Source organism: Mesorhizobium sp. CA4, assembly GCF_020165075.1.
Lineage (GTDB): Bacteria > Pseudomonadota > Alphaproteobacteria > Rhizobiales > Rhizobiaceae > Mesorhizobium.
In genome coordinates, this window is the sequence record NZ_JAIUHK010000037.1 from 32,365 (window position 1) to 56,928 (window position 24,564).

Annotated in this window: 23 protein-coding genes; 15 read left to right on the top strand and 8 right to left on the bottom strand. The window is 63.4% G+C overall.

All coding sequences use genetic code 11. From position 1 onward, the window contains the following. Position 1: 1 nt before the first annotated feature. The 3 genes from LB528_RS24860 to LB528_RS24870 form a co-directional block, all read right to left on the bottom strand. The gene (locus LB528_RS24860; RefSeq protein ID WP_224716683.1) at positions 2–613 is read right to left on the bottom strand and encodes a TadE/TadG family type IV pilus assembly protein; all 612 of its coding nucleotides are present in this window, start codon (positions 611–613) and stop codon (positions 2–4) included. Positions 614–639: 26 nt separating this feature from the next. Further along, positions 640–1,251 carry a TadE/TadG family type IV pilus assembly protein gene (locus LB528_RS24865; protein WP_411962255.1) on the bottom strand — a complete coding sequence of 204 codons (612 nt, stop codon included), beginning with the start codon at positions 1,249–1,251 and terminating at the stop codon, positions 640–642. Between the two features lie 142 nt (positions 1,252–1,393). Continuing rightward, positions 1,394–1,816: a pilus assembly protein N-terminal domain-containing protein gene (locus LB528_RS24870; RefSeq protein WP_224716671.1), complete on the bottom strand. Its 423-nt coding sequence runs from the start codon at positions 1,814–1,816 to the stop codon at positions 1,394–1,396. A 345-nt stretch (positions 1,817–2,161) separates the two neighbouring features. Between LB528_RS24870 and LB528_RS24875 the strand changes: the two genes are divergently transcribed. From LB528_RS24875 to LB528_RS24915, 9 genes are all read left to right on the top strand, one after another. Continuing rightward, on the top strand, positions 2,162–2,341 hold the full coding sequence (locus tag LB528_RS24875) for a Flp family type IVb pilin (protein WP_224513019.1): 180 nt from the start codon (positions 2,162–2,164) through the stop codon (positions 2,339–2,341). A gap of 155 nt (positions 2,342–2,496) precedes the next feature. Then, positions 2,497–3,015 (top strand): prepilin peptidase, encoded by a 519-nt coding sequence (locus LB528_RS24880; RefSeq protein ID WP_224513017.1) that lies wholly within the window; start codon positions 2,497–2,499, stop codon positions 3,013–3,015. Between the two features lie 245 nt (positions 3,016–3,260). Beyond that, positions 3,261–4,073 (top strand): Flp pilus assembly protein CpaB, encoded by an 813-nt coding sequence (gene cpaB / locus LB528_RS24885; RefSeq protein WP_224513016.1) that lies wholly within the window; start codon positions 3,261–3,263, stop codon positions 4,071–4,073. Beyond that, entirely contained in the window at positions 4,070–5,620 is a 1,551-nt protein-coding gene (locus LB528_RS24890; RefSeq protein ID WP_224513015.1) for a type II and III secretion system protein family protein, read from the top strand. Before cpaB ends, LB528_RS24890 begins: the two co-directional genes overlap by 4 nt. A gap of 14 nt (positions 5,621–5,634) precedes the next feature. After that, entirely contained in the window at positions 5,635–6,366 is a 732-nt protein-coding gene (locus tag LB528_RS24895; protein ID WP_224716672.1) for a CpaD family pilus assembly protein, read from the top strand. Positions 6,367–6,411: 45 nt separating this feature from the next. Beyond that, on the top strand, positions 6,412–7,695 hold the full coding sequence (locus tag LB528_RS24900; protein WP_224716673.1) for a CpaE family protein: 1,284 nt from the start codon (positions 6,412–6,414) through the stop codon (positions 7,693–7,695). Positions 7,696–7,725: 30 nt separating this feature from the next. Continuing rightward, entirely contained in the window at positions 7,726–9,222 is a 1,497-nt protein-coding gene (locus LB528_RS24905) for a CpaF family protein (RefSeq protein WP_224716674.1), read from the top strand. 130 nt (positions 9,223–9,352) lie between these two features. Continuing rightward, positions 9,353–10,366 carry a type II secretion system F family protein gene (locus LB528_RS24910; RefSeq protein ID WP_224513011.1) on the top strand — a complete coding sequence of 338 codons (1,014 nt, stop codon included), beginning with the start codon at positions 9,353–9,355 and terminating at the stop codon, positions 10,364–10,366. A 13-nt stretch (positions 10,367–10,379) separates the two neighbouring features. Then, entirely contained in the window at positions 10,380–11,396 is a 1,017-nt protein-coding gene (locus LB528_RS24915) for a type II secretion system F family protein (RefSeq protein WP_224716675.1), read from the top strand. Between the two features lie 89 nt (positions 11,397–11,485). Here the strand turns inward: LB528_RS24915 and LB528_RS24920 are convergent, their stop codons facing one another. Beyond that, a complete protein-coding gene (locus LB528_RS24920) occupies positions 11,486–12,313 on the bottom strand; it encodes a tetratricopeptide repeat protein (protein ID WP_224716676.1) in 828 nt (275 codons plus the stop codon). Positions 12,314–12,438: 125 nt separating this feature from the next. On the opposite strand from LB528_RS24920, the gene LB528_RS24925 reads away from it, so the two are divergent. The 5 genes from LB528_RS24925 to pdeM all read left to right on the top strand — a co-directional run bounded on the left by LB528_RS24925 (position 12,439) and on the right by pdeM (position 18,610). Continuing rightward, positions 12,439–13,806 (top strand): leucyl aminopeptidase family protein, encoded by a 1,368-nt coding sequence (locus LB528_RS24925; protein ID WP_224513007.1) that lies wholly within the window; start codon positions 12,439–12,441, stop codon positions 13,804–13,806. Positions 13,807–13,862: 56 nt separating this feature from the next. Further along, positions 13,863–14,213: a MarR family winged helix-turn-helix transcriptional regulator gene (locus LB528_RS24930; protein ID WP_224513005.1), complete on the top strand. Its 351-nt coding sequence runs from the start codon at positions 13,863–13,865 to the stop codon at positions 14,211–14,213. Between the two features lie 48 nt (positions 14,214–14,261). Then, positions 14,262–15,122 carry an NlpC/P60 family protein gene (locus LB528_RS24935; RefSeq protein WP_224716677.1) on the top strand — a complete coding sequence of 287 codons (861 nt, stop codon included), beginning with the start codon at positions 14,262–14,264 and terminating at the stop codon, positions 15,120–15,122. A 220-nt stretch (positions 15,123–15,342) separates the two neighbouring features. Continuing rightward, the gene (locus LB528_RS24940; protein WP_224513045.1) at positions 15,343–17,874 is read left to right on the top strand and encodes a ligase-associated DNA damage response DEXH box helicase; all 2,532 of its coding nucleotides are present in this window, start codon (positions 15,343–15,345) and stop codon (positions 17,872–17,874) included. A 19-nt stretch (positions 17,875–17,893) separates the two neighbouring features. Next, positions 17,894–18,610, top strand: coding sequence for a ligase-associated DNA damage response endonuclease PdeM (gene pdeM, locus LB528_RS24945; protein WP_224716678.1), 717 nt, complete (start codon positions 17,894–17,896; stop codon positions 18,608–18,610). Between the two features lie 3 nt (positions 18,611–18,613). Here the strand turns inward: pdeM and LB528_RS24950 are convergent, their stop codons facing one another. Genes LB528_RS24950 through LB528_RS24965 form a run of 4 tightly spaced genes read right to left on the bottom strand, consistent with a single transcriptional unit; the run spans position 18,614 to position 23,375 of the window. Further along, positions 18,614–19,552: a dimethyl sulfoxide reductase anchor subunit family protein gene (locus LB528_RS24950; protein WP_224512999.1), complete on the bottom strand. Its 939-nt coding sequence runs from the start codon at positions 19,550–19,552 to the stop codon at positions 18,614–18,616. Between the two features lie 6 nt (positions 19,553–19,558). Further along, entirely contained in the window at positions 19,559–20,293 is a 735-nt protein-coding gene (locus tag LB528_RS24955) for a 4Fe-4S dicluster domain-containing protein (RefSeq protein WP_224512996.1), read from the bottom strand. Further along, entirely contained in the window at positions 20,290–23,220 is a 2,931-nt protein-coding gene (locus LB528_RS24960; protein WP_224716679.1) for a molybdopterin oxidoreductase family protein, read from the bottom strand. The genes LB528_RS24955 and LB528_RS24960 overlap by 4 nt, the downstream gene beginning before the upstream one ends. Then, positions 23,217–23,375 carry a hypothetical protein gene (locus tag LB528_RS24965; RefSeq protein ID WP_224512993.1) on the bottom strand — a complete coding sequence of 53 codons (159 nt, stop codon included), beginning with the start codon at positions 23,373–23,375 and terminating at the stop codon, positions 23,217–23,219. Before LB528_RS24965 ends, LB528_RS24960 begins: the two co-directional genes overlap by 4 nt. 123 nt (positions 23,376–23,498) lie before the next feature. On the opposite strand from LB528_RS24965, the gene LB528_RS24970 reads away from it, so the two are divergent. After that, entirely contained in the window at positions 23,499–24,386 is an 888-nt protein-coding gene (locus LB528_RS24970) for a LysR substrate-binding domain-containing protein (protein WP_224716680.1), read from the top strand. Positions 24,387–24,564 lie beyond the last annotated feature (178 nt).

The window sequence follows — 24,564 nt, forward strand, 5'->3', positions numbered from 1 at the left end:
GTCAGCAGTCGCCGCAGGGTATCGTCGGGGACCGACGGGGCCTTAGATAGTAGGTTTCACTCATCGATATGTTGCTGAAAGCCGAGGTCAGCCCGAGCCCCTGCGAATTGCTGGCGGACCACGTGATGATCGGCTTGTAGCCGAGATCGCTTTCCACGCGGATCAGGAAAGTATTGCGGATCCTTAGCGTCGAGGGGACGGTCGTGGTGTCGCCGGGCTTGGCATCGGCGCTGTAGGTGTTGCCCACCAGCTTGCGCGACCACACTACATTCACTGTCGGCGTCGCCTCGTCGGACATCTGTATGGCGGTGATGATGATCGAGGGAGCCGAGCGGTTATAGGGCAGAAGCGTGGTGCCGCCGATCTTCATTATAGCGTCGAGGTTGGCCTTCACGACCGTCTGCTGTTGAGTTACGAGATCGGCCACCATGCTGCCGATGCGGCTGACCTTCTTGCTGGTCTCGATGGCCTGCGAGGCCTCCATCGTGATGAAATACATGATCAGGAGCACCGGCACGATGAACGCGAACTCGATCGCCGCGATGCCGCGGCGATCACGGCAAAACCGCTCCACCTTCGCCGAAATCCCCCGGAGTGCCCCCGCACTATGCATATCGTCCTCCACGCCGTCGAGCAGTCTCAATTGTCGTCGAATGGTTCGTTCTGCCAGGTCACCGACGCGAAATGCAGCGTTTTGCCGTCCTTCAGATTTGCCATCGATTTGGCCATGAAATCGGTCATCACCGGCCATTTGTAGAACACCCGCAGCATGTTGATGGTCTCTGCCAGTCCGGGCGAGACGGTAGGAGACATCGTGTTCGCGCCCTGCGTCAGCACGATATCGCCGCTCACGATCTTGAAACCTGCCGTCGCGGCGTCCGCGAAGCTCGAATATTCGCGCAGATCGACCAGCAGTGGAGCATTTGGCCCGGTATCGGTGCAGTTGTTCGAAACCATGATCTGCAGGCGATTGCAGATCAGCTGCTTGATGGAGGCTTCGGTGACGTTCGTCTTCTGCAACTGCCCGGTCCGCAGTTGGCGGGCCACATCGTCGGTGACGTTGGCCATCACCTCCTGGCCGGCGAACGAAATGCAGCTCTCGAGGATGGCGAAGACGAGAAGCGCGAATGGGATGGCCAGCAGCGCGAATTCCATCGCCGTGCTGCCGCGCCTGTCGCTGAAAAAGCCGGCGCGCGATCCGGCGCGCGCCTTGCTGTCCATGCCGTTGCCGGCTGTGGCATCCTTGCTCATATTGCGTTCCTGCCGATCCCTTTGCGGTACCGGCGGCAAGGTTAGTGAAAAACCCATTGAGTTCCGGTTTTGACGATCGTTAAATTCGCCGGGCAAGCTTTAAGCTGTGTTTAATGCCCGCGGGGTTCGCCCCTCGCACGGGTCAGTGCCCGGCGCTCATCTCGGATTCGGAAGCCTTCTCGGCCTCGGTCTTGAACGCACTCTCGCAATAGGGGGTGCAGGACATGGTCTGGACTTCGGCGCGTCTGTAGATGCGCACCGAGGAGGCGGCCTGTCGCACGACGGTTACTTGTTCATCGATGATCGGGCTGCCGTCGGAATCGAGCACGACCATATTGGTGACCCCAAAGCCCTTGCCGGTGAGAACGATGGTCGAGGCGTCCTGCACGGAGGCGTCGGCGATCGCCGGGTTGCCGATGACGACCGTGTCGGCCGCGCGAGACAATTTGACGATCTTTGCCTGGTTCATGGTGACTTCTATACCCGCGCCGGCCCTGGCCGGCGTGACCGAGGCGGCAACTGCCAGCAGCGCGGCGACTGGAAACAGCGATCTCGACAACGTCATTGAAGCGCTCCGGGCGGGCAGATTCTTCAACGGAACATGAACGAGATTGGTGAAGCAACGGTTAAACCGGGCCCGGCATGATTAAGGATCGCCTGCATGGTGCGCCATGCGTCCATGGCGCTTATTGTTTAGCAATATTGCACAAGCGCCGGTTTCCCGGGAACCCGGGCTCCTTGGCGATGTTTAGGCCACGATTAACCACACAGCGCGTTCACCACCGGAAAGGAATCGCTAAGGCTGTTTATTAAGCCGATTGAAACGGCTTCTCCCTAAATTTGCGGCATCCGATCAACCGCGAAGAGAAGTTGACGGAAGTGCTGCAACACGTGGAGTAGGAACTCTCGAATGTCTAATCTCATTGCACGTTTCGTGAAAGACGAATCCGGCGCGACCGCCATCGAATACGGTCTGATCGCCGCTCTCATCGCGCTCGCCATCATGATCGGCGCTACAGCGCTCGGCACCTCGCTGAACGCCAAGTTCCAGAACATTGCCACGACGCTTAACAACGCCGGGAATCCGTGACAGGCTGCGGTATCGCGCCTTTCGAACAAGAAGAAAAGGGCCGCCAGTGGCGGCCTTTTTCATGCAGTCGGCCGATTTTGATCGTCAGGCCTCATCGATCGTTAATCCGCCGCGCCTAGGATGCCGCTGAGAACTTGCCACAGGCCGCCGCATCCATGCTTGAAGCCGTGATCTTCGTCGTCTTTCCTTTCTGCATGCTGTTCGCTGCGGTCTCGGACACCTTGTCGATGACGATCGCCAACCGCGTTCCCGTGTTGCTGGTGGCCACATTCGCGCTTGTCGCGCCGCTCACCGGGATGGACTGGGCAGCCTATGGCTGGCACTTCGCTGCCGGCGCCCTCGTGCTCGCGATGACGTTCGGCCTTTTTGCGCTCGGCGGCATGGGCGGCGGTGACGCCAAGCTTCTGGCCGCGACCGCGCTATGGATGGGCCTCAATGTCAACCTGATCGGCTATCTGGTGACGTCGGCTTTCATCGGCGGCCTGCTTACGGCGGCAATCCTTGCTTACCGGAAATCGCCGCTCTCCATGTACACCGGCCACCACCGTTTCCTGCGCCATTTCGCGGACGAGAGCGTTGGCATCCCATATGGCATTGCGCTAGGCGCCGGTGGGCTGATCACCTTCCCGGATTCGCCGCTGGTGGTGTGGGCGCTGGAGAGGCTCACGACATAGGCCTGGCGACGTCGAGTCGGCGATGCCGTCGATCTCCGCGATCCCCGGCGGCTTGACCGGCCTTCTGTCAGATCGGAGGGCGGCGCGGCCGCCCTTTTTTGTTAACGGCGAGCCGTTCCGTCTAATTTGAGTAAACCTTAAATTAATCACGATCGTAAGTATTGCATTAACCTTGTTTTGACGATTGCAGCTGCAAAGTCCGGCCTGGCGAGGTGGTTTGCCTTGAGGCGAAGGGTTTCGGACGAATGCCAGCATCCCGATTGATTATTCTGGGCGTGGCTGCGGTCGCGGCGGGTGGCGCGGGCTATGTGGCGAAGAACATGGTCGTGGCGCCGCCGCCTCAGGTCATCGTCGATGCACCCAAGCAGCCGGCGATCGCACTGCAGGATGTGCTGGTGCTTTCCGGTGACGTGCCGATGGGGAGCCAGCTCGGCGCCAACATCAGCTGGGAGCAATGGCCGGCCGATGGCGTCAACGCCAATTTCATCACGCGCGCCGCCGAGCCTGACGCGGTCGAAAAACTCAAGGGCTCGGTCGCCCGCGTTGCCATGTATACCGGCGAACCTTTGCGGCGCTCCAAGCTGGTCGGCGAGGGGCAAAGCTTCATGTCATCGATCCTGCCTTCCGGCATGCGCGCCGTCGCGACCGCGATATCGGCCGACACGTCCGCCGGCGGCTTCATCCTGCCCAACGACTTCGTCGACGTTATCATGACCCGCCGCGCCGACACCGGCAATGGCGGCAGCGGCTTCAACACCGAGACGATTCTCAAGAACATCCGTGTGCTGGCCATCGACCAGACCATCCAGGAAGACGAGGAAGGCAAGAAGACCAGGGTCGGCCAGACCGCGACGCTGGAACTGACGCCGCAGCAGGCGGAGATCATCACGGTGGCGCAGCAGATGGCGGACCGCCTGACGCTCGCGCTGCGCCCGATCACCGACATCCATGAAAAGATTACGGAAGAAGCCGACTATCTGGTCAACGGCAATGGCCGGCGCGGAACGGTTCGTCTGATCAAGTCGGGCGAGGTTTCCGAGGTAGGAGCAAGGAAATGAGGCTGAACGGCAAAATGCTGCCCGTCCTGGCCGCCGCGGCGATCGGGTTTTTCCTGGTCGGCACCGGCGCTCCGGGACTGGTCGAAGCCAAGGCCGCGAGCGCCGGCGTGTCGGCTTCCGTCGCCACGCAGCGCGTCAAGCTCGGCCTCAACAAATCCGTGGTCATAGACTTGCCGAGCGACGCCTATGATATCCTCGTCGCCAATCCGGCCGTTGCCGATGCCGTGACGCGCACGGCGCGGCGCATCTACCTGTTCGGCAAGGCGGTCGGCGAAACCAACATCTTCGTTTTCGGTCCCAATGGCGAGCAGATCGTCAGCCTGGATCTGGCCGTCGAGCGCGACGTCGCCGGGCTGGAGGACTATCTGAAGCGCTTCATCCCGTCCTCGCAGATCAAGGTCGAGCTTCTCAATGACAACGTCGTCTTGACGGGCACGGTCGACACGCCCCTCGATGCCAAGCGCGCCGTCGACTTGGCAACCATCTTCGTGTCCGGCGGTGAAGCGACGACGGGTCAATATTCGCAGACCGCTGCCGGCGGCTCGGTCAATGGTGGCGTCGACATCAACAACCCCGACCAGGAGCGCCGGACCTCCAAGATCGTCAACCTGTTGCAGATCATCGGCGACGATCAGGTGACGCTGAAGGTGACCGTCGCCGAAGTCAGCCGCTCGGTGATGAAGCAGCTCGGCGTCAACATGATCGGCGCCGGCAGCTCCAATGGCATTTCCTACGGCGCGCAAAGTTCGCCAGCCTTCGGTTTGGGCAAGCCGATTTCGCAGACTTCCGGCTTGTTGCTGGGCGATGGTATCGGAAACGGCATCCAGGCTTACATCAACGCAATGGAACAAAGCGGCGTCATGAAGACGTTGGCAGAGCCCACCCTTACCGCCGTTTCTGGCGAAAAGGCTACATTCAAGGTCGGCGGTGAATTCAATCTGGTCGGCGGACGCTCAAGCAACGTGTCGACTGATAATCAGACAGGTCAGACCACATATGCTTTCGACAAAATAGAGTATGGCATTGGTCTCGAGTTCCAGCCCGTCGTGCTGTCGGCCGGGCGCATCAGCCTCAAGGTCAGAACGGCAGTTTCGGAGCCGACCACCGAAGGTGCCGGGACTCTCGAAGGAGGGGGTAAGACCGCTATAGGCATGCCCGGAACGACGCTTTTGTCGCTCCGCAAACGACTGGCCGACACCACCGTCGAGTTGCCGTCGGGCGGGTCGATGATGATTGCGGGGCTCGTTCGGGATGACGTTCGCCAGGCTGTCGCTGGATTGCCTGGCCTTGCCAAGATCCCCGTCCTCGGCACGCTGTTCCGCAGCCGCGATTTTGTGCGCAACGAAAGCGAGCTCGTCATCATCATCACGCCTTACCTGGTCAAGCCTGTCGCACGCAACGATCTGGCGAAGCCGGATGACAATTTCAATCCTGCGAGCGACGGCGCCGGCATGTTCCTCGGCCGCGTCAACCGCGTCTACGGCACTATGCAGACCGACAGACCGCCGGGTCGCTACCACGGCGTCGTCGGCTTCATCTACAAATGAGTGGGAATGCGGATATGTCCAAGTCAGCATCGAAGATCATGACGGTCCGGACAGCATCCGGCATCGCAAGGCTCCGTCGGCAGGTGGTCCCGGTACTGGCGGTTATGTTGGCATCGTTGCTCGCAGGTTGCGCCAACCGTGACAGCGTCACGGTTGGGTCGGTTCCGGACGATTACCGCACGACCCATCCGATCGTCATCGCCGAGAAGAACCAGAAGATCGACCTACCGGTCGGCGCCGGCGATCGCGGCATGACCGGCGCGCAGCGCGATACGCTGCTGGGCTTTCTCGACGGCTATGACAAGAGCGCCGCGCCGGCTCTCACGATCGCGATGCCGGTCGGGTCCGCCAACGAGATTGCCGCCCGGGCCGCCGGCCGCGATTTTGCCAGGCTCGCCATGGCGGCGGGCGTAAAGCGCAACCGCATCATCATGACATCCTACCAGTCGGCGGTGCCGGAAGCGTCCGCGCCGGTGCGCGTCGCCTTCGTCGCGGTGCGGGCCCAAACCGACAAATGCGGCCGTTGGCCGGACGATATCCTGGAGACCTCTGAGAACAAGCACTATGCCGACTTCGGCTGCTCCTACCAAAACAACCTCGCGGCTCAAGTCGCCAATCCCAACGATCTGATCGGGCCGCGCAAGCAGTCCGACATCGACGCCGAAAATCGTGGCGCAGTGATCGACAAATACCGCGAGAGGGGCATCTCGGAAGAGTTCCTCGGCAATTCGGAAGTAACCTACTAAGCCGCGCCGGGCGACGAAGAGAGCAGTCACGGAAAGAGCATGACGATGAGCAATCTTGCCTACGACACGCCTACGGAAACCGGCGACCTTTCGCAGCAAGACATCGCCGCCATGCAGGCGCTGCGTCCCGTGCCGCGCATTTCGATCCAGGCCTTCTGCGAGACCGAGGGAGTCGCCAATCCCGTCGCGCGTGCCGGCGAGGATCGCCGGATGGCCAAGGCCCATCTCAAGGTCCATATGGGCGGCATTCCGACCGCGATCGAGTTCTACCAGTCCGCGCCGACACCGAACCTGATCTTGCTGGAATCGCGCAGCGAACCGCAGCAGTTGCTCGAACAACTGGGCCAGCTCGCGGAATATTGCGATCCGTCCTCCAAGGTCGTGGTCATTGGTCACTACAATGATGTCGGGCTCTACCGCGAGCTTATCCGCTCAGGCATCTCCGAATATGTCATCGCGCCGGTCTCGATGTCCGACATCGTCAGCGTCGTATCGTCAATCTTCGTCGATCCGGATTCGGAGCCGATCGGCCGCTCGATCGCTTTCATCGGCGCCAAGGGCGGCGTGGGCTCCTCGACCATCGCTCACAATGTCGCCTGGGCGATGTCTTCCCTGTTCAAGTCCGAAGTCGTCATCGCCGATCTCGATCTCGCCTTCGGCACCGCCAATATCAATTTCGACCAGGATCCGCCGCAAGGCATCGCCGAGGCGGTGTTTTCGCCGGAGCGGGTCGACGAGGTTTATCTCGACCGCCTGCTCGCGCAATGCGCCGAGCATCTGTCGCTGCTCGCGGCTCCCTCCACGCTCGAGCGCGTCTATGATTTCGATTCCGAGGCCTTCGCGCAGATCATCGAGACGGCGCAGCGCAGCGCGCCTTTGCTGGTCCTCGACGTCCCTCACGTCTGGAGCGGGTGGACCAAGAGCACGCTGATCAAGGCGGACGAGGTCGTCATCACTGCCACGCCCGAGCTCGCAAATCTTCGCAACACCAAGAACATGGTGGACATGCTGAAGCGGCTGCGTCCGAATGATCCGCCGCCGAAGCTGATCATCAACCAGGCGGGCGTGCCGAAGCGGCCGGAGATCGCGGCTTCCGACTTTGCCGAACCGCTCGGCATCACGCCGATGGCGGTGATCAACTTCGAACCGCTGCTGTTCGGCAATGCCGCCAACAACGGCCGCATGCTCTCCGAGATGGACGCCAAGAGCCCGGTCGTCGCGACCATCAATGAAATAGCGCATGTGCTGACCGGACGCAGCGAAATCAAGGCAAGGAAGAAGGCAGGCCTGGGCTCGATCCTCGGCAAGCTCTCGCGCAACAAGAAGTGACGCTGATTGAGCGGCATCGGGTAGTCGATCATGTTTGGTAAAAGAGGCAAAGACGACGGCAGCCGGGCAACGCCCGAATTCCGTCCGCCGGCATCCGCTCCCGCCGCCCCTTCAACGGGAACGGTGACGGCCGAACGACCGGTCGCGCCACCGTCCAGCACGCCGGCCGCGCCGCCGGCGCGCCGCCCCGTCGAGGCGCCGCCCATGGCGCCGGAGCCGCCAAGAAGGGCCCAGCGCGAGCGCTCGGAGACCTATTACGACACCAAGAGCCAGGTTTTCTCTGCGCTCATCGACACGATCGATCTGTCGCAGCTCGCCAAGCTCGATCCCGAGAGCGCGCGCGAGGAAATCCGCGATATCGTCAACGACATCATCGCGATCAAGAACTTTGCGATGTCGATCTCCGAGCAGGAAGAGCTGCTCGAGGACATCTGCAACGACATTCTGGGCTATGGGCCGCTGGAGCCGTTGCTTGCCCGTGACGACATCGCCGACATCATGGTCAACGGCTCCAAGAACGTCTACATCGAAGTCAATGGCAAGGTCGAACAGACCGGCGTCCGTTTCCGCGACAACCAGCAGCTGCTCAACATCTGCCAGCGCATCGTCAGCCAGGTCGGCCGCCGCGTCGACGAATCGAGTCCGATCTGCGACGCGCGCCTGCCCGACGGCTCGCGCGTCAACGTCATCGCGCCGCCGCTGTCGATCGACGGCACCGCGCTCACCATCCGCAAATTCAAGAAGGACAAGCTGACGCTGGACCAGCTGGTCAAGTTCGGCGCCATCTCGCCGCAAGGCGCGGAAATCCTCAAGATCATAGGCCGCGTCCGCTGCAATGTCGTCATTTCGGGCGGCACGGGTTCGGGCAAAACCACGCTGCTCAACTGCCTGACCAATTATATCGACCGCGAGGAACGCGTCATCACCTGCGAGGATTCGGCTGAACTGCAGCTGCAGCAGCCGCATGTGGTCCGTCTCGAAACCCGGCCGCCCAATCTGGAGGGCGAGGGCGAGGTGACCATGCGCGACCTGGTCAAGAACTGCCTGCGCATGCGGCCGGAGCGGATCATCGTCGGCGAAGTGCGCGGACCGGAGGTGTTCGACCTGCTGCAGGCGATGAACACCGGTCACGATGGCTCGATGGGGACGATCCACTCGAACAGCCCGCGCGAATGCCTCAACCGTATCGAATCGATGATCGCCATGGGTGGCTATTCGCTGCCGCAGCGCACAGTGCGCGAGATCGTCGTCGGCTCGATCGACGTGATCATCCAGGCGGCCCGCCTGCGCGACGGCTCGCGCCGCATCACCCACATCACCGAGGTGGTCGGCATGGAAGGCGATGTCATCATCACCCAGGACCTTGTCCTCTACAACATCAAGGGCGAGGACTCGAGCGGCCGCCTGGTCGGCGAGCATGTATCGACGGGCATCGGCCGTCCGCATTTCTGGGACCGCGCCCGCTATTATGGCGAGGAACAGCGCCTCGCCAACGCGCTCGAGGCGATGGAGAAACGCGCTGACTGAGGCATCTGGAGGTTGGAAGCAATTCCAGGAAAAGGTGAAGCGGCTTTCCGTCCGGAATTGCGTCAATACAAAGAGATAGGGCGGTTCGCCGGTTTCTTGGAACGGCGAAATGCCCGAAGGACCCTGGTCGATGTTCGGAATTGATACCACCGTATTGGCTTTCGTCGTGCTCGCCGGCTTCAGCGCCGGCGCGGTGGCCTATGCTTTCCTGTTCACGCGCATCGACAACGAGAAGCAGGCCGGCAAGCGGCTTCAGACCGTCAAGACCGCCGAAACCGACCGGTCTGTGGTGAAAGCGACGCGCGACCGCGCCGCGGAAGCGGTCAAGCGGCGAAAAAACGTCCAGGACTCGCTGAAGCAGCTCGACGAGAAGCAGAAGACCAACGATCGCAACGTCAAGAAACCGCCGCTGAAGGTCCAGATCCGCCAGGCCGGCATGCAGGTTCCGATCGAGCGCTTCTACATGTATTCGGCTGTCTGCGGGATCGTGCTCACGGGCCTTCTCTTTTTCGTCGGCGCGCCTTTGTGGGCTCTGCCCGGCGCCCTGCTGGCGGGCGGCCTCGGCCTGCCGCGCTGGTTTGTCTCCTTTCGCCGCACACGCCGCGTCAAGGCCTTCCTGGAAGAGTTCCCGAACGCGCTCGACATCATCGTGCGCGCGGTCAAGTCCGGCTTGCCGCTCAACGATGCGATCCGCCTGATCGCCAATGAATCGCCTGAACCGGTCCGCTCCGAATTCCGCCGCATCGTCGATTCCCAGCAGATGGGCATGTCGGTGCCGGACGCCGCCATGCGCATGTCCGAGACCATGCCGTGCAGCGAGGCCGGCTTCTTCGGCATCGTCATCCAGATCCAGTCGCAGGCCGGCGGCAACTTGTCCGAGGCGCTGGGCAACCTTTCGCGCGTGCTGCGCGACCGCAAGAAGATGAAAGCCAAGGTCCAGGCGCTGTCGATGGAAGCCAAGGCATCCGCCGCCATTATCGGCGCCTTGCCTTTCGTCGTCGCCTTCCTCGTCTATCTGTCGAGCCCGAACTATATCATGCCGCTGTTCACCACCAACGTCGGCAACCTGATCCTCGGCTGCGCGGGTGTGTGGATGTCGATCGGGATCCTGGTGATGCGCAAGATGATGAACTTCGAAGTGTAGAGGCGCGGATCCAGTGACAGAGCAGGTCGTCAAAACACTCACCGATCCTTCTTTCCTGATCGCGATGCTGGTCGGCATTGCCGTGTTCGCGACCGTCTTCACGCTCATGCCGGCGTTCGGCGGCACGTCGCTCAAGTCGCGCATGAAAAGCGTGGCCCTTGAACGCGACAAATTGCGCGCCGAGCAGCGTGCGCGGCTGGCCAGCGAGGCCGACCGCCGTCGCAAAGGCCTGCGCGAGGAACAGTCCATCGGCATGCGCAACGTCGTCGACCGCCTCGATCTCAGGCGCGCGCTCGCAGATGAAAACACGATCCAGAAGCTCAAGGTCGCGGGCTTCCGCGGCGAGAACCCGCTGACGCGTTTCCTCTTCTTCCGCCTCGTCCTGCCATTCGTCGGTTTTGCCTTGGCGGCCATCTATCTGTTCGTGCTCGGCGGCTTGCCGCAGCAGCCGACTTTCATCAGGCTGTTCGTCTGTGTCGTTGTCGCCTATGGCGGCTTCTATGCGCCGATCGTCTACGTCAACAACCGCGCGACCAAGCGCAAGCAGTCGATCCAGCTGGCGTGGCCGGACGCGCTCGACCTGATGCTGATCTGTGTGGAATCCGGCATGTCGGTGGAAGCGGCCTTGCGCAGGGTTGCCGACGAAATCGGCGCGCAGTCGGTGGCGCTTGCCGAGGAATTTGTGCTCACCAATGCCGAGCTGTCCTATCTGCAGGACCGCAAGATCGCCTATGAGAACCTGGCAAGCCGCACCGGCCTGGAATCGGTGAGGTCGGTGTCCCAGGCCTTGGTCCAGGCCGAACGCTACGGCACGCCGGTGGCGCACGCGCTGCGCGTGCTCGCCTCGGAAAGCCGCGACATGCGCATGAATGCCGCCGAAAAGAAGGCCGCAGCGCTTCCGCCGAAGCTCACCGTGCCGATGATCCTGTTCTTCCTGCCGGTTCTATTCGCCATCATTCTTGGGCCGGCCGGCATCCAGGTCAGTCAGCGCGGCATCTTCGGCGACCAGCACAGCTCCTCGAGCCAATAGGCGGGCCGTACGCATCAATCAAAAACCGCGCGGGGTCCGCGCGGCTTTCAATTTTTCAGAGGCGATCGGCTTAGCGCCATCCGCAGCGGTCAGTCCGTGGCGACTTTCGCCTTGTCCTTGTCCTGATCCTTCAGCTGGCTCCAGGCGTTCTGCTGGGCAAGCATCTGGCGCAGATAAGCGACGTTGGCCTGCGCCTGCTCGGGCGACAGCTCCTGCGAAGCGATCTTCTCTGCCTCGTCGAAACGGCCCTGCAGGCCTACGACCAGCGCGAGATTCTGGCGCACCCTGCTATCGGCGCCGGGCTGCTGCGCGGCGGAACGCATATAGGTTTCTGCCGTGCGCAAGTCGCCCTCGAGCACATAGGACATGCCGAGATTGGACAGCACCGAAGGCTCGTTCGGCTTCAGTTCCAGCGCCTTGCGATAGTCCTGCCGCGCTTCGTCCTTCTGTCCCATCTGGTCGAGAATGGCGGCTTCCGCCGAGACCAGCTTCCAGTCCGGATATTCGGGCGTCTGCGCGCGCCGCACGGCATCGAGAGCCGGCTCGAACTGGCCGTTGGCGGCAAGCGCCTTCCCATAGGCCGCAAGCACCTCGCGATCCTTGGGATAGGCGATCGCCAGCTTGCGCATCACCGCCAGCGACTGATCGGCATCGCCGTCCATCTGCAGCGCCGCCGCGAAATTCATCGCGATGCGCTTGTCGTTCGGATTGCGGGCATAGGATTGGCCGAGCCTGGACGTGGCGGTGCGCAATTCGCCGGCCGACATCGTTTCCAGCGGCCTGCTGTCGGAGCGGGAGATGGAGCCCGTGGTGAACTTGCTGGTGCTGCCGCAACCGGCCATGCTTGTCGCCAGCGCGGCCATGAAGACCGTGGTGATCAGACGCTTGGCTGTAAGGTTCAACACTTCGGTCGGCATCGGCGCCCGGTCTCCATTCCTGTGCGGCCATTGGCTGGCCGTCTTCCCTCCCGCAGAAATATTCTGTTAACCCTAACGGACCGTTAAGAAGCGCCGACTCGAACTGTTCGGCCGGAGATCATCGCATGCCTGTCGAACTCGTTGAGCAGAAGCCGGAAGCCGTCTTGCCTGTCTATCTAGTGCCAAAGGATGCCCTTGAAGCCGCTGCGCTGCCGCCGCCCGCTATCGCCTGGGCGAGAGCCAACGGGTTTTCCGGCGAGGCAGGGCGCACGCTGGTCCTGCCGGGCGAGGGCGGCAGCCTTGCCGGCGCGCTGTTCGGCACAGGCGACGGCGAAAGCGTTCTTGCGCTCGGCGCGCTGGCAAGGTCGTTGCCGGAAGGCGATTGGCATTTCGCGTCGGGCCTCGCGCAGCCCGATCTCGCCGCGCTCGCGCTGGTCCTTGGGGGCTATGTCTTCACCCGCTACGGCAAGAAGCCCGGCAAGGCCTTGCGCTTTGCGCTACCGGAGGGCGCCGACGCCGCACATGTCCGCCGCGTGGCCGACAGCGTGTTCCTGACACGCGACCTCGTCAACACGCCGACCAGCGACCTGGGGCCGCTCGAACTGGAAGAAGCCGCCCGGAAACTGGCGGCCGCTCATGGTGCCGATATCTCAGTGATCCATGGCGACGATCTCCTGGCGGGGAACTTCCCAATGATCCATGCCGTCGGCCGTGCCTCCACCGGCGCGCCGCGGCTGATCGACATGATTTGGGGACCGGGCGATGCGCCGAAGGTGACGCTGGTCGGCAAGGGCGTCTGCTTCGACACCGGCGGCCTCGACATCAAGCCTTCGTCCGGCATGCTTTTGATGAAGAAGGACATGGGCGGCGCCGCCAATGTGTTGGGTCTCGCCTCCATGATGATGGCGGCGAGATTGAACGTCCGGCTGCGTGTGCTGATCCCCGCCGTCGAGAATTCGATCGCCGGCAACGCCTTCCGGCCCGGCGACGTGCTCAGGAGCCGCAAGGGCATCACGGTCGAGATCGGCAACACCGACGCCGAAGGCAGGCTGATCCTGGCCGATGCGCTGGCGCTGGCCGACGAGGAACAGCCCGCTTTGCTGGTCGACATGGCGACGCTGACCGGAGCCGCCCGGGTCGCGCTGGGGCCGGATCTGGCGCCCTTCTACACCGCCGACGAGACGCTTGCCGCCGACCTTGCAGCCGCGTCCGTCGCGGTCGAGGATCCACTGTGGCGAATGCCGCTATGGCGTCCCTATGATGCTAAGCTTTCCTCGAAGGTCGCCGACATCAACAATGTCACCACCGACGGTTTTGCCGGATCGATCACTGCGGCGCTTTTCCTCAAGCGCTTCGTCGAGAAGACTCACAGCTGGGCGCATTTCGACATCTTCGCTTGGAATCCGGCCGATCGTCCCTACGGCCTGACCGGCGGCGAAGCGCAGGGCATTCGCGCGCTGGAGCGGGTAATCGCCGAGCGTTTCGGGGCGTAGCTGCAAAACGCCGCCACTGAAACGGAACCGAAACAATTTGCCGGCATGCTTGGGCGATGTCGATCTCGATGCGCCCGAGCCAGGCCTTGCGACTGTGGCAGCAGGTGATGCTGGCCCAGGTGCGGAACGGCGAGCCCGATCTCACCATGCGCCAGACGGCGATCCTGTTCACCATCTATCTCGATCCGCCACCCCATACGGTGCGCGGGCTGGCCGCCAGGCTTAACGTCACCAAGCCGGTTATCACCCGCGCGCTGGACACAATGGGCGCGCTGAAGCTGGTCTCGCGCCATCGCGACGAGCTCGACAAGCGCAACGTGCTGATCCGGCGCACGGTGGAAGGCGCGCTCTTTGTCGAGCGCTTCGGCGATGGTATCGTTGCCAGGGCGCACGAGCTGCCCATTTGACCTCATTGCCCCATCTGAGTTCATTGCTGATTTGACTGGATTATCGATTTGACCGCCAGGGATGCCCGCTTTCATGCTTTCCGCTCCGACCTTGCCGATGCGAGGCTGAAGGGCGAGGTCGCCGCCGACCGCTTCGTCACCGGCCGCCCGGCGCGGATCACGGCCGCTGTCGCCGATCTGCGCAAGGCGCCGCGCCCCGATGCGGGCGTCAACACGCAGGCGCTGTTCGGCGACGATGTGCTCGTCTTCGAGGACGCGGAAGGCTGGGCCTGGGTACAGGCCGAGCGCGACGGCTATGTCGGCTATGTGGCCGACAATCTGATTGGGGCGCGCGAGCATGCGCCCACGCATATCGTTTCCGTGCCGCGCACCTTCCTTTATCCCGGACCGGATCTGCGCTTTCCGATCAACGGGCAGCTGTCGATGGGCTCGACCGTGACGGTGACCGGCTCGGCCGAGACGCGCGGCACGCATTATGCGCTGCTGCCCTCCGGCCAGGCGATCATCGCCCGCCATTTGCGGCCGATCGCCGAGCCGGCGGAGGACTATGTCACGGTCGCCGAGAGCTTCCTCGGCACGCCTTATCTCTGGGGCGGTGTCTCCGGCTTCGGCATCGACTGCTCCGGCCTCGTGCAGTTGGCAATGCGCATGACGGGCAAGGATGTGCTGCGCGACGCCGATATGCAGGCGGCATCGATCGGCATGCCGTTCGAGCCGGGTCCGGACTATTCAGGTCTCGGGCGCGGCGACCTCGTCTTCTGGAAAGGCCATGTCGCGATCATGACCGACGAAAGAGACATGATCCACGCCAACGGCCACACCATGCTGGTCTCGCGCGAGGGGCTGAAGGAAGCGGTCGAGCGCATCGGCTATCTCTATGGCGCCCCGACGGGGTTCAGGAGACCGTAGCCTTCCTTCTCCCGTCGCTATACGGGAGAAGGTGCCCGAAGGGCGGATGAGGAGCGGCGCGAACCGTGCGGCGGTTTGCGCCGATAGCCAAACTATGATTGCCGGCGCTGCCCCTCACCTGCCTGCCGGCGCCCTCTCCCCGTAAACGGGGCAAGAACGTTGATCCCTTTTTGTTCCGATTTTCCTTGGCGATTGTTTGCCGCCGCGCTACCTCTTGCTCGTGACCGAGCAGCCGCGCCTTGCCGAACAGAATGCCGCCGTCCTGCTGCCTGAGCCATTCGTCAAATGGTTCGGCGAAAAGGGCTGGTCGCCGCGCGTCCATCAGCTCGAGCTGCTGGCGCAGGCTCAAAGCGGCCAGTCGGTGCTGCTGATCGCGCCGACCGGCGCCGGCAAGACGCTGGCCGGCTTTCTGCCGTCGCTGACGGAGCTGGCCAACCGTCCCAGGCGAAGGCCGGGCGAAGCCCGCCGCGGTATCCACACGCTCTACATCTCGCCGCTGAAAGCGTTGGCCGTCGACATCGAGCGCAATCTCGGCAAGCCGGTCGAGGAGATCGGCCTGCCTGTCACCATCGAGACGCGCACCGGCGACACGCCTTCGCACAAGCGCCAGCGGCAGAAACTGGCGCCGCCCGACATACTGCTGACCACGCCTGAGCAACTCGCGCTGCTGATCGCCTCGAACGATGCAAGGCGCTTCTTCGAGGACCTGCGCTATGTCGTGCTCGACGAATTGCATTCGTTGGTCACGTCAAAGCGCGGACATCTGCTGGCGCTCGGCCTGGCCCGGCTGCGCGCTTTTGTTCCCGCGTTGCAGACCATTGGCCTGTCGGCCACGGTGGCCGAGCCCGACGAGTTGCGGCGCTGGCTGGTCAGTCAGGCGTCTCCCGGCGCGATGTCCGAGCTCATCGTCGTCACGGGCGGCGCGAAGCCCGAGATATCGATCCTCGACTCCGAAGAGCGGGTGCCCTGGGCCGGGCACTCCGCCCGCTACGCCACGCCTGAGATTTACCGCGAGATCAAGCGGCACAAGACCACGCTGCTCTTCGTCAACACGCGCAGCCAGGCCGAGTTGCTGTTCCAGGAGCTATGGCGCGTCAATGAAGACACGCTGCCGATCGCGCTCCATCACGGATCGCTGGATGTCGCGCAGCGCCGCCGCGTCGAGAAGGCCATGGGGGAAAACGCGTTGCGCGCCATCGTCGCCACCTCGACGCTCGATCTCGGCATCGACTGGGGCGATGTCGATCTGGTGGTTCATGTCGGCGCCCCCAAGGGTGCCAGTCGCTTGGCGCAGCGTATCGGCCGCGCCAACCACCGCATGGACGAGCCGTCCAAGGCGATTCTCATTCCCGCGAACCGATTCGAAGTGCTGGAATGCCGCGCGGCGCTCGATGCCAATTATCTCGGCGCGCAGGACACGCCGCCGCTGGTCAATGGCGGGCTGGACGTCTTGGCTCAACACGTGCTGGGCTGCGCCTGCGGGGCGCCTTTCCATGCCGATGTGCTGTTCGATGAAGTAAGGACGGCCGCACCTTATACCAGCCTGGACAGGCCGACATTCGACCGGGTCATCGATTTCGTCGCCACCGGCGGCTACGCGCTGAGAAATTACGAGCGCTATGCCCGCATCCGGCAAACCAAGGAAGGCTTATGGCGGGTTTCAAACCCGGCCGTCGCCCAGCAATACAGGCTCAATGTCGGCACCATCATCGAAGTGCCGGCGCTCAATGTGCGTTACGTCCAGGCCGGCAGCAGAGGGGCAGCCTCGCGCGGCGGCAGGGTGTTGGGAAAGATCGAGGAAGCATTCCTGGAGACCTTGACCCACGGCGACACCTTTATGTTCGGTGGCAAGATCCTGCGCTTCGAAGGCATTCGCGAGAACGAGTGCTTCGTCTCGAACGCGCCCGGCAGCGACGCGAAAGTGCCCTATTACGGCGGCGGCAAATTCCCGCTTTCGACTTACCTCGCCGAGCAGGTGCGGGCCATGCTCGACGACCCGCAACGCTGGAAGAAGCTGCCCGAGCAGGTGGCGGATTGGCTGCGGTTTCAGGCGGACAAGTCCGTCCTGCCGAAACGCGACGACCTGTTGATCGAGACTTTCCCACGCGGCAACCGGTATTATCTCGTGGCCTATCCCTTCGAGGGCAGGCTTGCGCATCAGACGCTCGGCATGCTGCTCACCCGCCGACTGGATCGGGCAGGCGCCAAGCCGGTCGGGTTCGTGGCCACCGATTATGCGCTTGCCATCTGGTCGCTGGCCGACATGGGCTGGATGTTCAAGAACAGGAAACCGTCGCTGGCCACGCTGTTCGATCAAGACATGCTGGGCGATGATCTCGAGGCTTGGTTTGCCGATAGCTGGCTACTGAAGCGCACCTTCCGCAACTGCGCGCTGATTTCCGGACTGATCGAAAAGCGTCACCCCGGCAAGGAGAAAAGCGGTCGCCAGGTCACCGTGTCGACCGACCTGATCTATGACGTGTTGCGCAGCCATGAACCCGACCATATTCTGCTGCAGGCCACCCGTACGGATGCCGCGACCGGGTTGCTCGATGTCAGCAGACTTGCCGAGATGCTCTCGCGCATCCGAGGTCGAATCACGCATAAGAACCTTGAGCAGATATCGCCGTTGGCCGTGCCGATCATGCTTGAAATCGGCAAGATGCCGGTGAATGGCGAGGCGGACGAAACATTGCTGATGGATGCCGCCACCCTCGTCGAAGAGGCCATGGGGCCGGACATGGCGGACTGAAAGAAAGAGCCGAGAGGGGATGAATTTTTCGCTATCGCGGGCAACGCTGATCGCCGAGGCCGACATCGTCGGCATCGCCGGCGAACGTGCGGTCTGCGATCGGCGCGGCGTTCTTTATTTCCCAGATCTGCGACTGCTTGCCGTCTCCGACCTGCATCTCGAAAAGGGCTCGTCCTTCGCCCGGCGCGGCACGCTGATCCCACCCTACGACACCGGCGCCACCTTGCTGCGGCTTCAGGCGGTCATCGCCGACTACGAGCCGCGGATCGTCCTCAGCCTGGGTGATTCCTTCCATGACGGCGGCGGTGCCGGGCGCATGCACCAGAGCTTCCGCGAGCGCCTGGAAGCGATGATGGCCGGCCGCGACTGGTTCTGGGTCGCCGGCAATCACGACCCGGATGCGCCAGCCGACCTGCTGGGCGAGACGGTGAAGGAACTTGCCATCGGCTCGCTGCTCTTCCGCCATGAGCCGTCAAAGCTGCGGGTCGAAGGCGAGATCGCCGGCCATCTCCACCCCTGCGCGCGCATCGTCCAGCGCGGGCGCTCGGTCCGGCGGCGCTGCTTTGCCAGCGACGGCGGCCGCATGATCATGCCGGCCTTCGGCGCCTACACCGGCTCGCTCAACGTGCTCGACCGCGCCTATGCCGGCCTGTTCCGGCTGGAAACGCTGGTGGCCTATATGCTCGGCGCCGAGCGCATTTTTGCTATCTCCGGCTGGATGCTGCGGCCGGGCTGAAGCTTACTCCCTCCCATAATAGAGGGTGACCGTGTGCTTCGCCTCGGCGAAGAACAGCCAGCGCTCGACCAGCATGCCGGCGAACTGCGCGCCGGCCGCAAACATGGATGCGATCGCGCCCAAAGGCCACGGCAGGAAGAAAGCGATCGCCAGCAGGATCGCAGGCACGGCAAAGGCCAGCGCCTGCGTGATCCGCCGCAGCTTGGCGCTGTGCTTGCGTGCGATGCGGAAGCCCATTTCCTTCAGCAGATAGTTTTCTTCCGTGTGCGGCCACTCGATCGAACGCACCGTGCCGCCGGAAAGACCGGTCGCTGTGTTGGCGGTGGTCGGGATTTCCAGCCGGTCATTGTAGCGCCAGGTCGCAAGCTTCCAGCCCCAGCCGGCGAGCGTGGCAAGCAGAGCCCAGGCCAGCATCGCCCTCGAACCTTGCCTGAAGCCTTGGAGCAAGGCGTTGGCGAGAACGCTTCCGGTCATCGCTGCGAAGGTGAGATAAGCAGGCAAAGTATAGCGGCTGTGCCACTGCGCGATCGGCTTCAGCGACGCATAGATCATGCCTGTCGTGCAGACCGTCATTACCGCGCCTGCCGCCGCCAGCAGCCCGGCGGCCGCCACCCAGCCGCTGCTCTTGCCGAGAAGCACCCAGCCGATGCCGAACAAGCCAGCCGGAATGAAAGTTGCGACCGACGCCACGCCTTCGCGCGACAGCCACGAGCTGCGCCATTGCGAGAAGGCGCGCCAGGCGCGCTCGGGTCGGCCGAGGTGACCGGTGGAGGACAACAGCCCTGCCGCGATCACGCCGAGCGCCAGCGCCATGCCGACAAGGCCAAGCCAGAAGTCGGCGGGAATGAACCCTAACCCGCCGAGCAAGCCGAGGAGCGCCAGCAGGCCGTAGCCGGCCCCGGTGGCGGTGGTGAAGAAGACGACCGAGAAAGCGGGATGCATGATCGACTAGTTCGAAAGCATGCGGTCGATCCAGCCGAGGAAGCCGCCCTCGGCCTTGATCGGCACCAGCGCAGGCGCGTCGACCTTCGCCGCACGTTGGCTGCGGGCGCGCGGCGGCAAATATCTGTTGGTCGGCTGGTAGCCAAGCTCCGGCATCAGCGCCACACCCCCACGCTCCTCGACAAGTTGCGAAATCGCCGATGTAGGATCGCCGAGATCGCCGAAATGTCGGGCGCTGGTCGGGCAAGCGGCAACGCAGGCCGGCACGCGATCGTCTTCCGCCAGATTGTCGTTGTAGATCCGGTCGACGCAGAGCGTGCATTTCTTCATCACGCCGACATCGGTGTCGAATTCACGCGCGCCATAAGGACAGGCCCAGCTGCACAATTTGCAGCCGATGCATTTATCTTCGTCGACCAGCACGATGCCGTCCGAGGCACGCTTGTAGGAGGCGCCGGTCGGGCAGACGGTGACGCAGGCCGGCTGCTCGCAATGTAGGCAGGAGCGCGGGAAGTTCACCGTGCGGCCGCCCAGCTCCGTCGTGTGCTCGTAGGCGTGCACGCGGTTGAACCAGACGCCGTCGACATGTCCGCCAAAGGGGTCGATGTCGGTCAGCGGCGCCATGTGGCCGCCGGTGTTCCACTCCTTGCAGGCGGTGACGCAGGCCTGGCAGCCGACGCAAGTGTCGAGGTCGATGACGAGGCCGAGTTTCTTATCGGTTTGCACGGGTAGACAGGTCATTCGGCGGCTTCCCTCTTCATGCGGAATTGCGTGCCGAAGCGAAGCACGTCCGGCGAAGGCCCGAAATGCGGCGGCTGGGCGAAACGCTCGAATTGCGGCTCGGTGAAGCCGGCTTCTTGCGGCGCGCATTTCACGATCCGCACGCGCACATCGAACCACGCGGCCTGTCCTGTGACCGGATCGGAATTCGAATAGCGCTTGCCGTTGGCGTCGGCTGCGGTCTGGTCGCCGATGATGTGGTTGAGCAGGAAGCCGCGATTGCTCTCCGCCGCATCGTCCTTCAGCCCCCAGCTGCCGCGCCGTTTGCCGACCGCGTTCCAGGTCCACACCGTGTCCGGGTTCACGCCGTCGATCAGCTTGATCTGGCCCTTCACCCGGCCATTGATGCTTTCGATCCACACCCAGTCGTCGTCGGAAAGGCCAAGGCCGGTGGCGGTCTGCGTGTGCATGAACAGCCGGTTCTGGCTGGTGATCTGCCGCAGCCACGCATTTTGCGAACCCCAGGAATGGTACATGTGCATCGGCCGCTGCGTCAGCGCATGCAGCGGATATTTTGCGAGATCGACGGTATCGCCCTCGAGGGGCGCGTACCAGAACGGCAGCGGGTCCATATAGGCTTCCATGCGCCCGCGCTCGGCGCCCGGCGGCTGCACTTTCCCATGCCCGCGCGCCGCCAGTCGGAAGCGTTGGATCGGCTCTGAATAAAGCTGGAAAACGATAGGCTCGGCCTTGGCGATGAAACCCATCTCGACGGCGAAGTCGAGATAGGCGCGGTTGCCCATCTTGTAATAGCGCTGCTCGTCGGAAAAATCGTGGTGCCAGAAGCCGCCATTGTCGATGTAGCGCTGCAGCTGGTCGGGGTTGACATCGCCCCTGCCGATCGCGTCGCCATTCTCGCCACGCCAGCCGGCTAAAGGGCCGATGCCGGGGGTGCGTTCGTGGCTGACGATATAATCGGCATAGTCGCGGTATTTCGCCGAGCCGTCCTCGTCGACGAAGCCGGGCAGGTCAAGCCGCGCGCCGAGCTCGATCAGCACGGACTGGAACGGCCGCACGTCGCGGTCCGGCTGTACTACGGGATGGCGGATGGCGTCGGCGGCCCCGTCCGCATGGCTGATCGGCCGGTCGAGCAGGCTGATGCAATCATGCCGCTCGAGGTAGGTGGTGTCGGGCAGCACCAGGTCGGCAAACGCCACCGTCTCGGAATAATAGGCGTCGGAATAGATGATGAAGGGGATCTTGTAGGCGCCCGCCTCGTCCTTGTCGGTCAGCATGGCAATCGTCTCGACCGTGTTCATCGACGAGTTCCATGCCATGTTCGACATGTACATCAGCAGCGTGTCGATCGGATAAGGATCGCCGGCCCAGGCATTGCGGATCACCGAATGCATCAACCCATGGGCGGCCAGGGGGGCTTCCCAGGAGTAGGCCTTGTCGATGCGGGTCGGCCGGCCGGCCTCGTCGACGAGAAGATCGTCCGGGCCGCAGACGAAGCCGAGCGGCATGCCGTCCAGCGGCGTCATCGGCTGGGTATTTTTTCCGCATGGCTTCGGCCCCGGCGGCGCCGAGCGCGGATAGGGCGCCTTGAAGCGGAAACCGCCCGGAACGTCCACAGTGCCAAGCAGCACCTGCAGGAGGTGAATGGCGCGGCAGGTGTGAAAACCGTTGGAATGGGCCGAGATGCCGCGCATGGCATGCATCGAGACCGGTCGGCCCTTGATTGTCTCGTGTCGCCGGCCGGCCCAGTCGGTCCAGGCGATCGGCAACTCGATCGTCTGCTCGAAGGCGACATGCGCCAGCTCCGCCGCGATCCGCCGGATCGTGTCGGCGGTGAGGCCGCAGCGCTCTGCCACGGCGTCCGGCGAGTACGTCTCGTCGAGATAGCGTTTGGCGATGAGCTGGAAGACAGGCACGCAACGCCGCCCTCCGATCTCATAGCTGCCGGTCAGCGCCGGCTTGGCTTCGGGGTCGGCTGCATTGACCGGCCGCTTCGCCACTCTGTCCCAAGCAAGCGGATTGTCGTCCACGCCGCGCACGAACAGTCCATCGTCGGCGGCCCCCGGCTCCTGCACGACCAGCACGGGCGCGTTGGTGTAGCGCAGCAGATAGTCGAGATCGACGCGTCCGGCCTTGAGCAATTCGTGGACGAGCGCCAGCACGAACAGGCCGTCCGTGCCTGGCCTGATGCCGATCCAGTCGTCGGCGATGGCATTGTAGCCCGTGCGGCAGGGATTGATCGAAACCACCTTGGCCCCGCGCGTCTTGAGCTTGCCGAGGCCGATCTTGATCGGATTGGAATCATGGTCCTCGGCGACGCCGAACAGCATGAAATATCTGCTGTTGTCCCAGTCGGGTTCGCCGAATTCCCAGAACGAGCCGCCGATCGTATAGAGCCCGCCGGCCGCCATGTTCACGGAGCAGAAACCGCCATGCGCGGCGAAATTGGGTGTGCCGAATTTCGAAGCCCACCAGCCGGTCAGCGATTGCGATTGGTCGCGCCCGGTGAAGAAGGCAAGCTTCCTCGGATCGGTGCGCCTGATCGCCGACAGCCTCTCGGTGGCGATGGTCAGCGCTTCCTCCCACTCGATCTCGCGGAATTCGCCCGAGCCGCGCGGACCTGTGCGCAGCAATGGCTTCTTCAGCCGCGCGGGGCTGTAATGCTGCATGATGCCGGCGCTGCCCTTGCCGCAGATCACGCCGCGGTTCACCGGGTGGTCTTTGTTGCCGTTGATGTAGCGCACCTTGCCGTCCTTGATGTGGACGTCGATACCGCAACGGCAGGCGCACATGTAGCAGGTGGTCTTGGCGATGCGGTCGGAGACTTCAGGCGAGGTCTCGACGCCATCGCCCTCGTTCGGTGCTCGGCTGTCCGCCAGCGGCCGCTGCGAGGGTGCGGAATTGGCGCCGCGGGGCGCGGCTTTGCTCATGATCCGCGCACGCCCTTGCCGCTCGCCATCTTGGCCTTCGTCTTGGGTCCCGGCCCGCGCATGTAATGGAGCTCGGGATGATAACGCTCGCCGGCGAGCTGCCGCTTCAGCCGACGGCTCCAATGCGCGAAAAGGGATTTGAACCGCCCTGCCATTCCCACTCTTGGCCTCTAACGACCAATTTTTTCCAACTTCAGGCAAAAACTTAGAACAAAGCAATTGATCCGTCTAACAAGCAGCTCTTGTAATTCCGATCGGCTTTGCTTCTTAGTTGGCCCATGACTCTCGATCAGTTGCGCATCTTCGTCGCCGTCGCCGAGCACGGCCACATGACCAAAGCCGCCGAGCGGCTCGGCATCTCGCAGTCGGCCGCGTCGGCTGCCATTCGCGCGCTCGAAAGCCAGCATGGCGTGCGCCTGTTCAACCGGGTCGGCCGCAACATCGAACTGGCCCAGACCGGTCACCGCTTCCTGCCGGAGGCGAAGGCTGTCCTGGATCGCGCCGCCGCCGCCCGCGGCGTTCTGGAGGATGTTTCGCAGACCGTCGCCGGCAGCCTGTCGATCGCAGCCAGCCAGACCATCGCCAGCTACTGGCTGCCGCGTCGCCTGGCGTCCTTCCATGAGGCCTATCCCGCCGTGAAGCTGAGCGTGACGATCGGCAACACCAGGCAGGTCGAGACCAATGTGCTGGACGGCAGGGCCGATTTCGGACTGGTCGAGGGCCGTACCGAGTCCGACATCCTGCGTCGCGCCACGGTCGACGAAGACCATCCGATGCTGGTGGTTGCGCGCGCGCATCCCGAAATGACGACGACGCGCGCGGGGAACCTCGATATCAGGGCGCTGCGCTGGATCATCAGGGAAGGCGGGTCGGGCACGCGGGAGGCGCTGGAGGATTTCGCGCTCAGCCAAGGGGTCCCGCCGGCCGAGCTGCAGATTTTCCTCGTCCTGCCCAGCAATGAGGCCGTGCGTCAGGCGGTCGAGGCCGGCGCGGGGGCGACGATCATCTCGGAACTGGTGGTCGCGCGCTCCTTGGCGGAGGGCAGTCTCAGGGCCGTGCCGGTCGAATTGCCGAAGCGCGATTTCGCCATGATCACGCATCGCGACCGCCAGGCGAGCCTCGCGCAGATGGCGCTGAAGGCGCATCTTGGTGGAAAGGTAAGCTGATGCCCAGGCGGCATCAGGGCTGCATCCAGGATGAGGAATCACCACAAACGCTCGCGATTGGCCGAAGCCCCTCTCCTTTCGTCATCCACGGGCGGAGCAAGGAGCGAAGCGACGCGCGCAGACCCTAGGATCCTGTGTGTTGGTTCTGGTGTATGGTTGAAGTGGGAAGGAGGCCGAG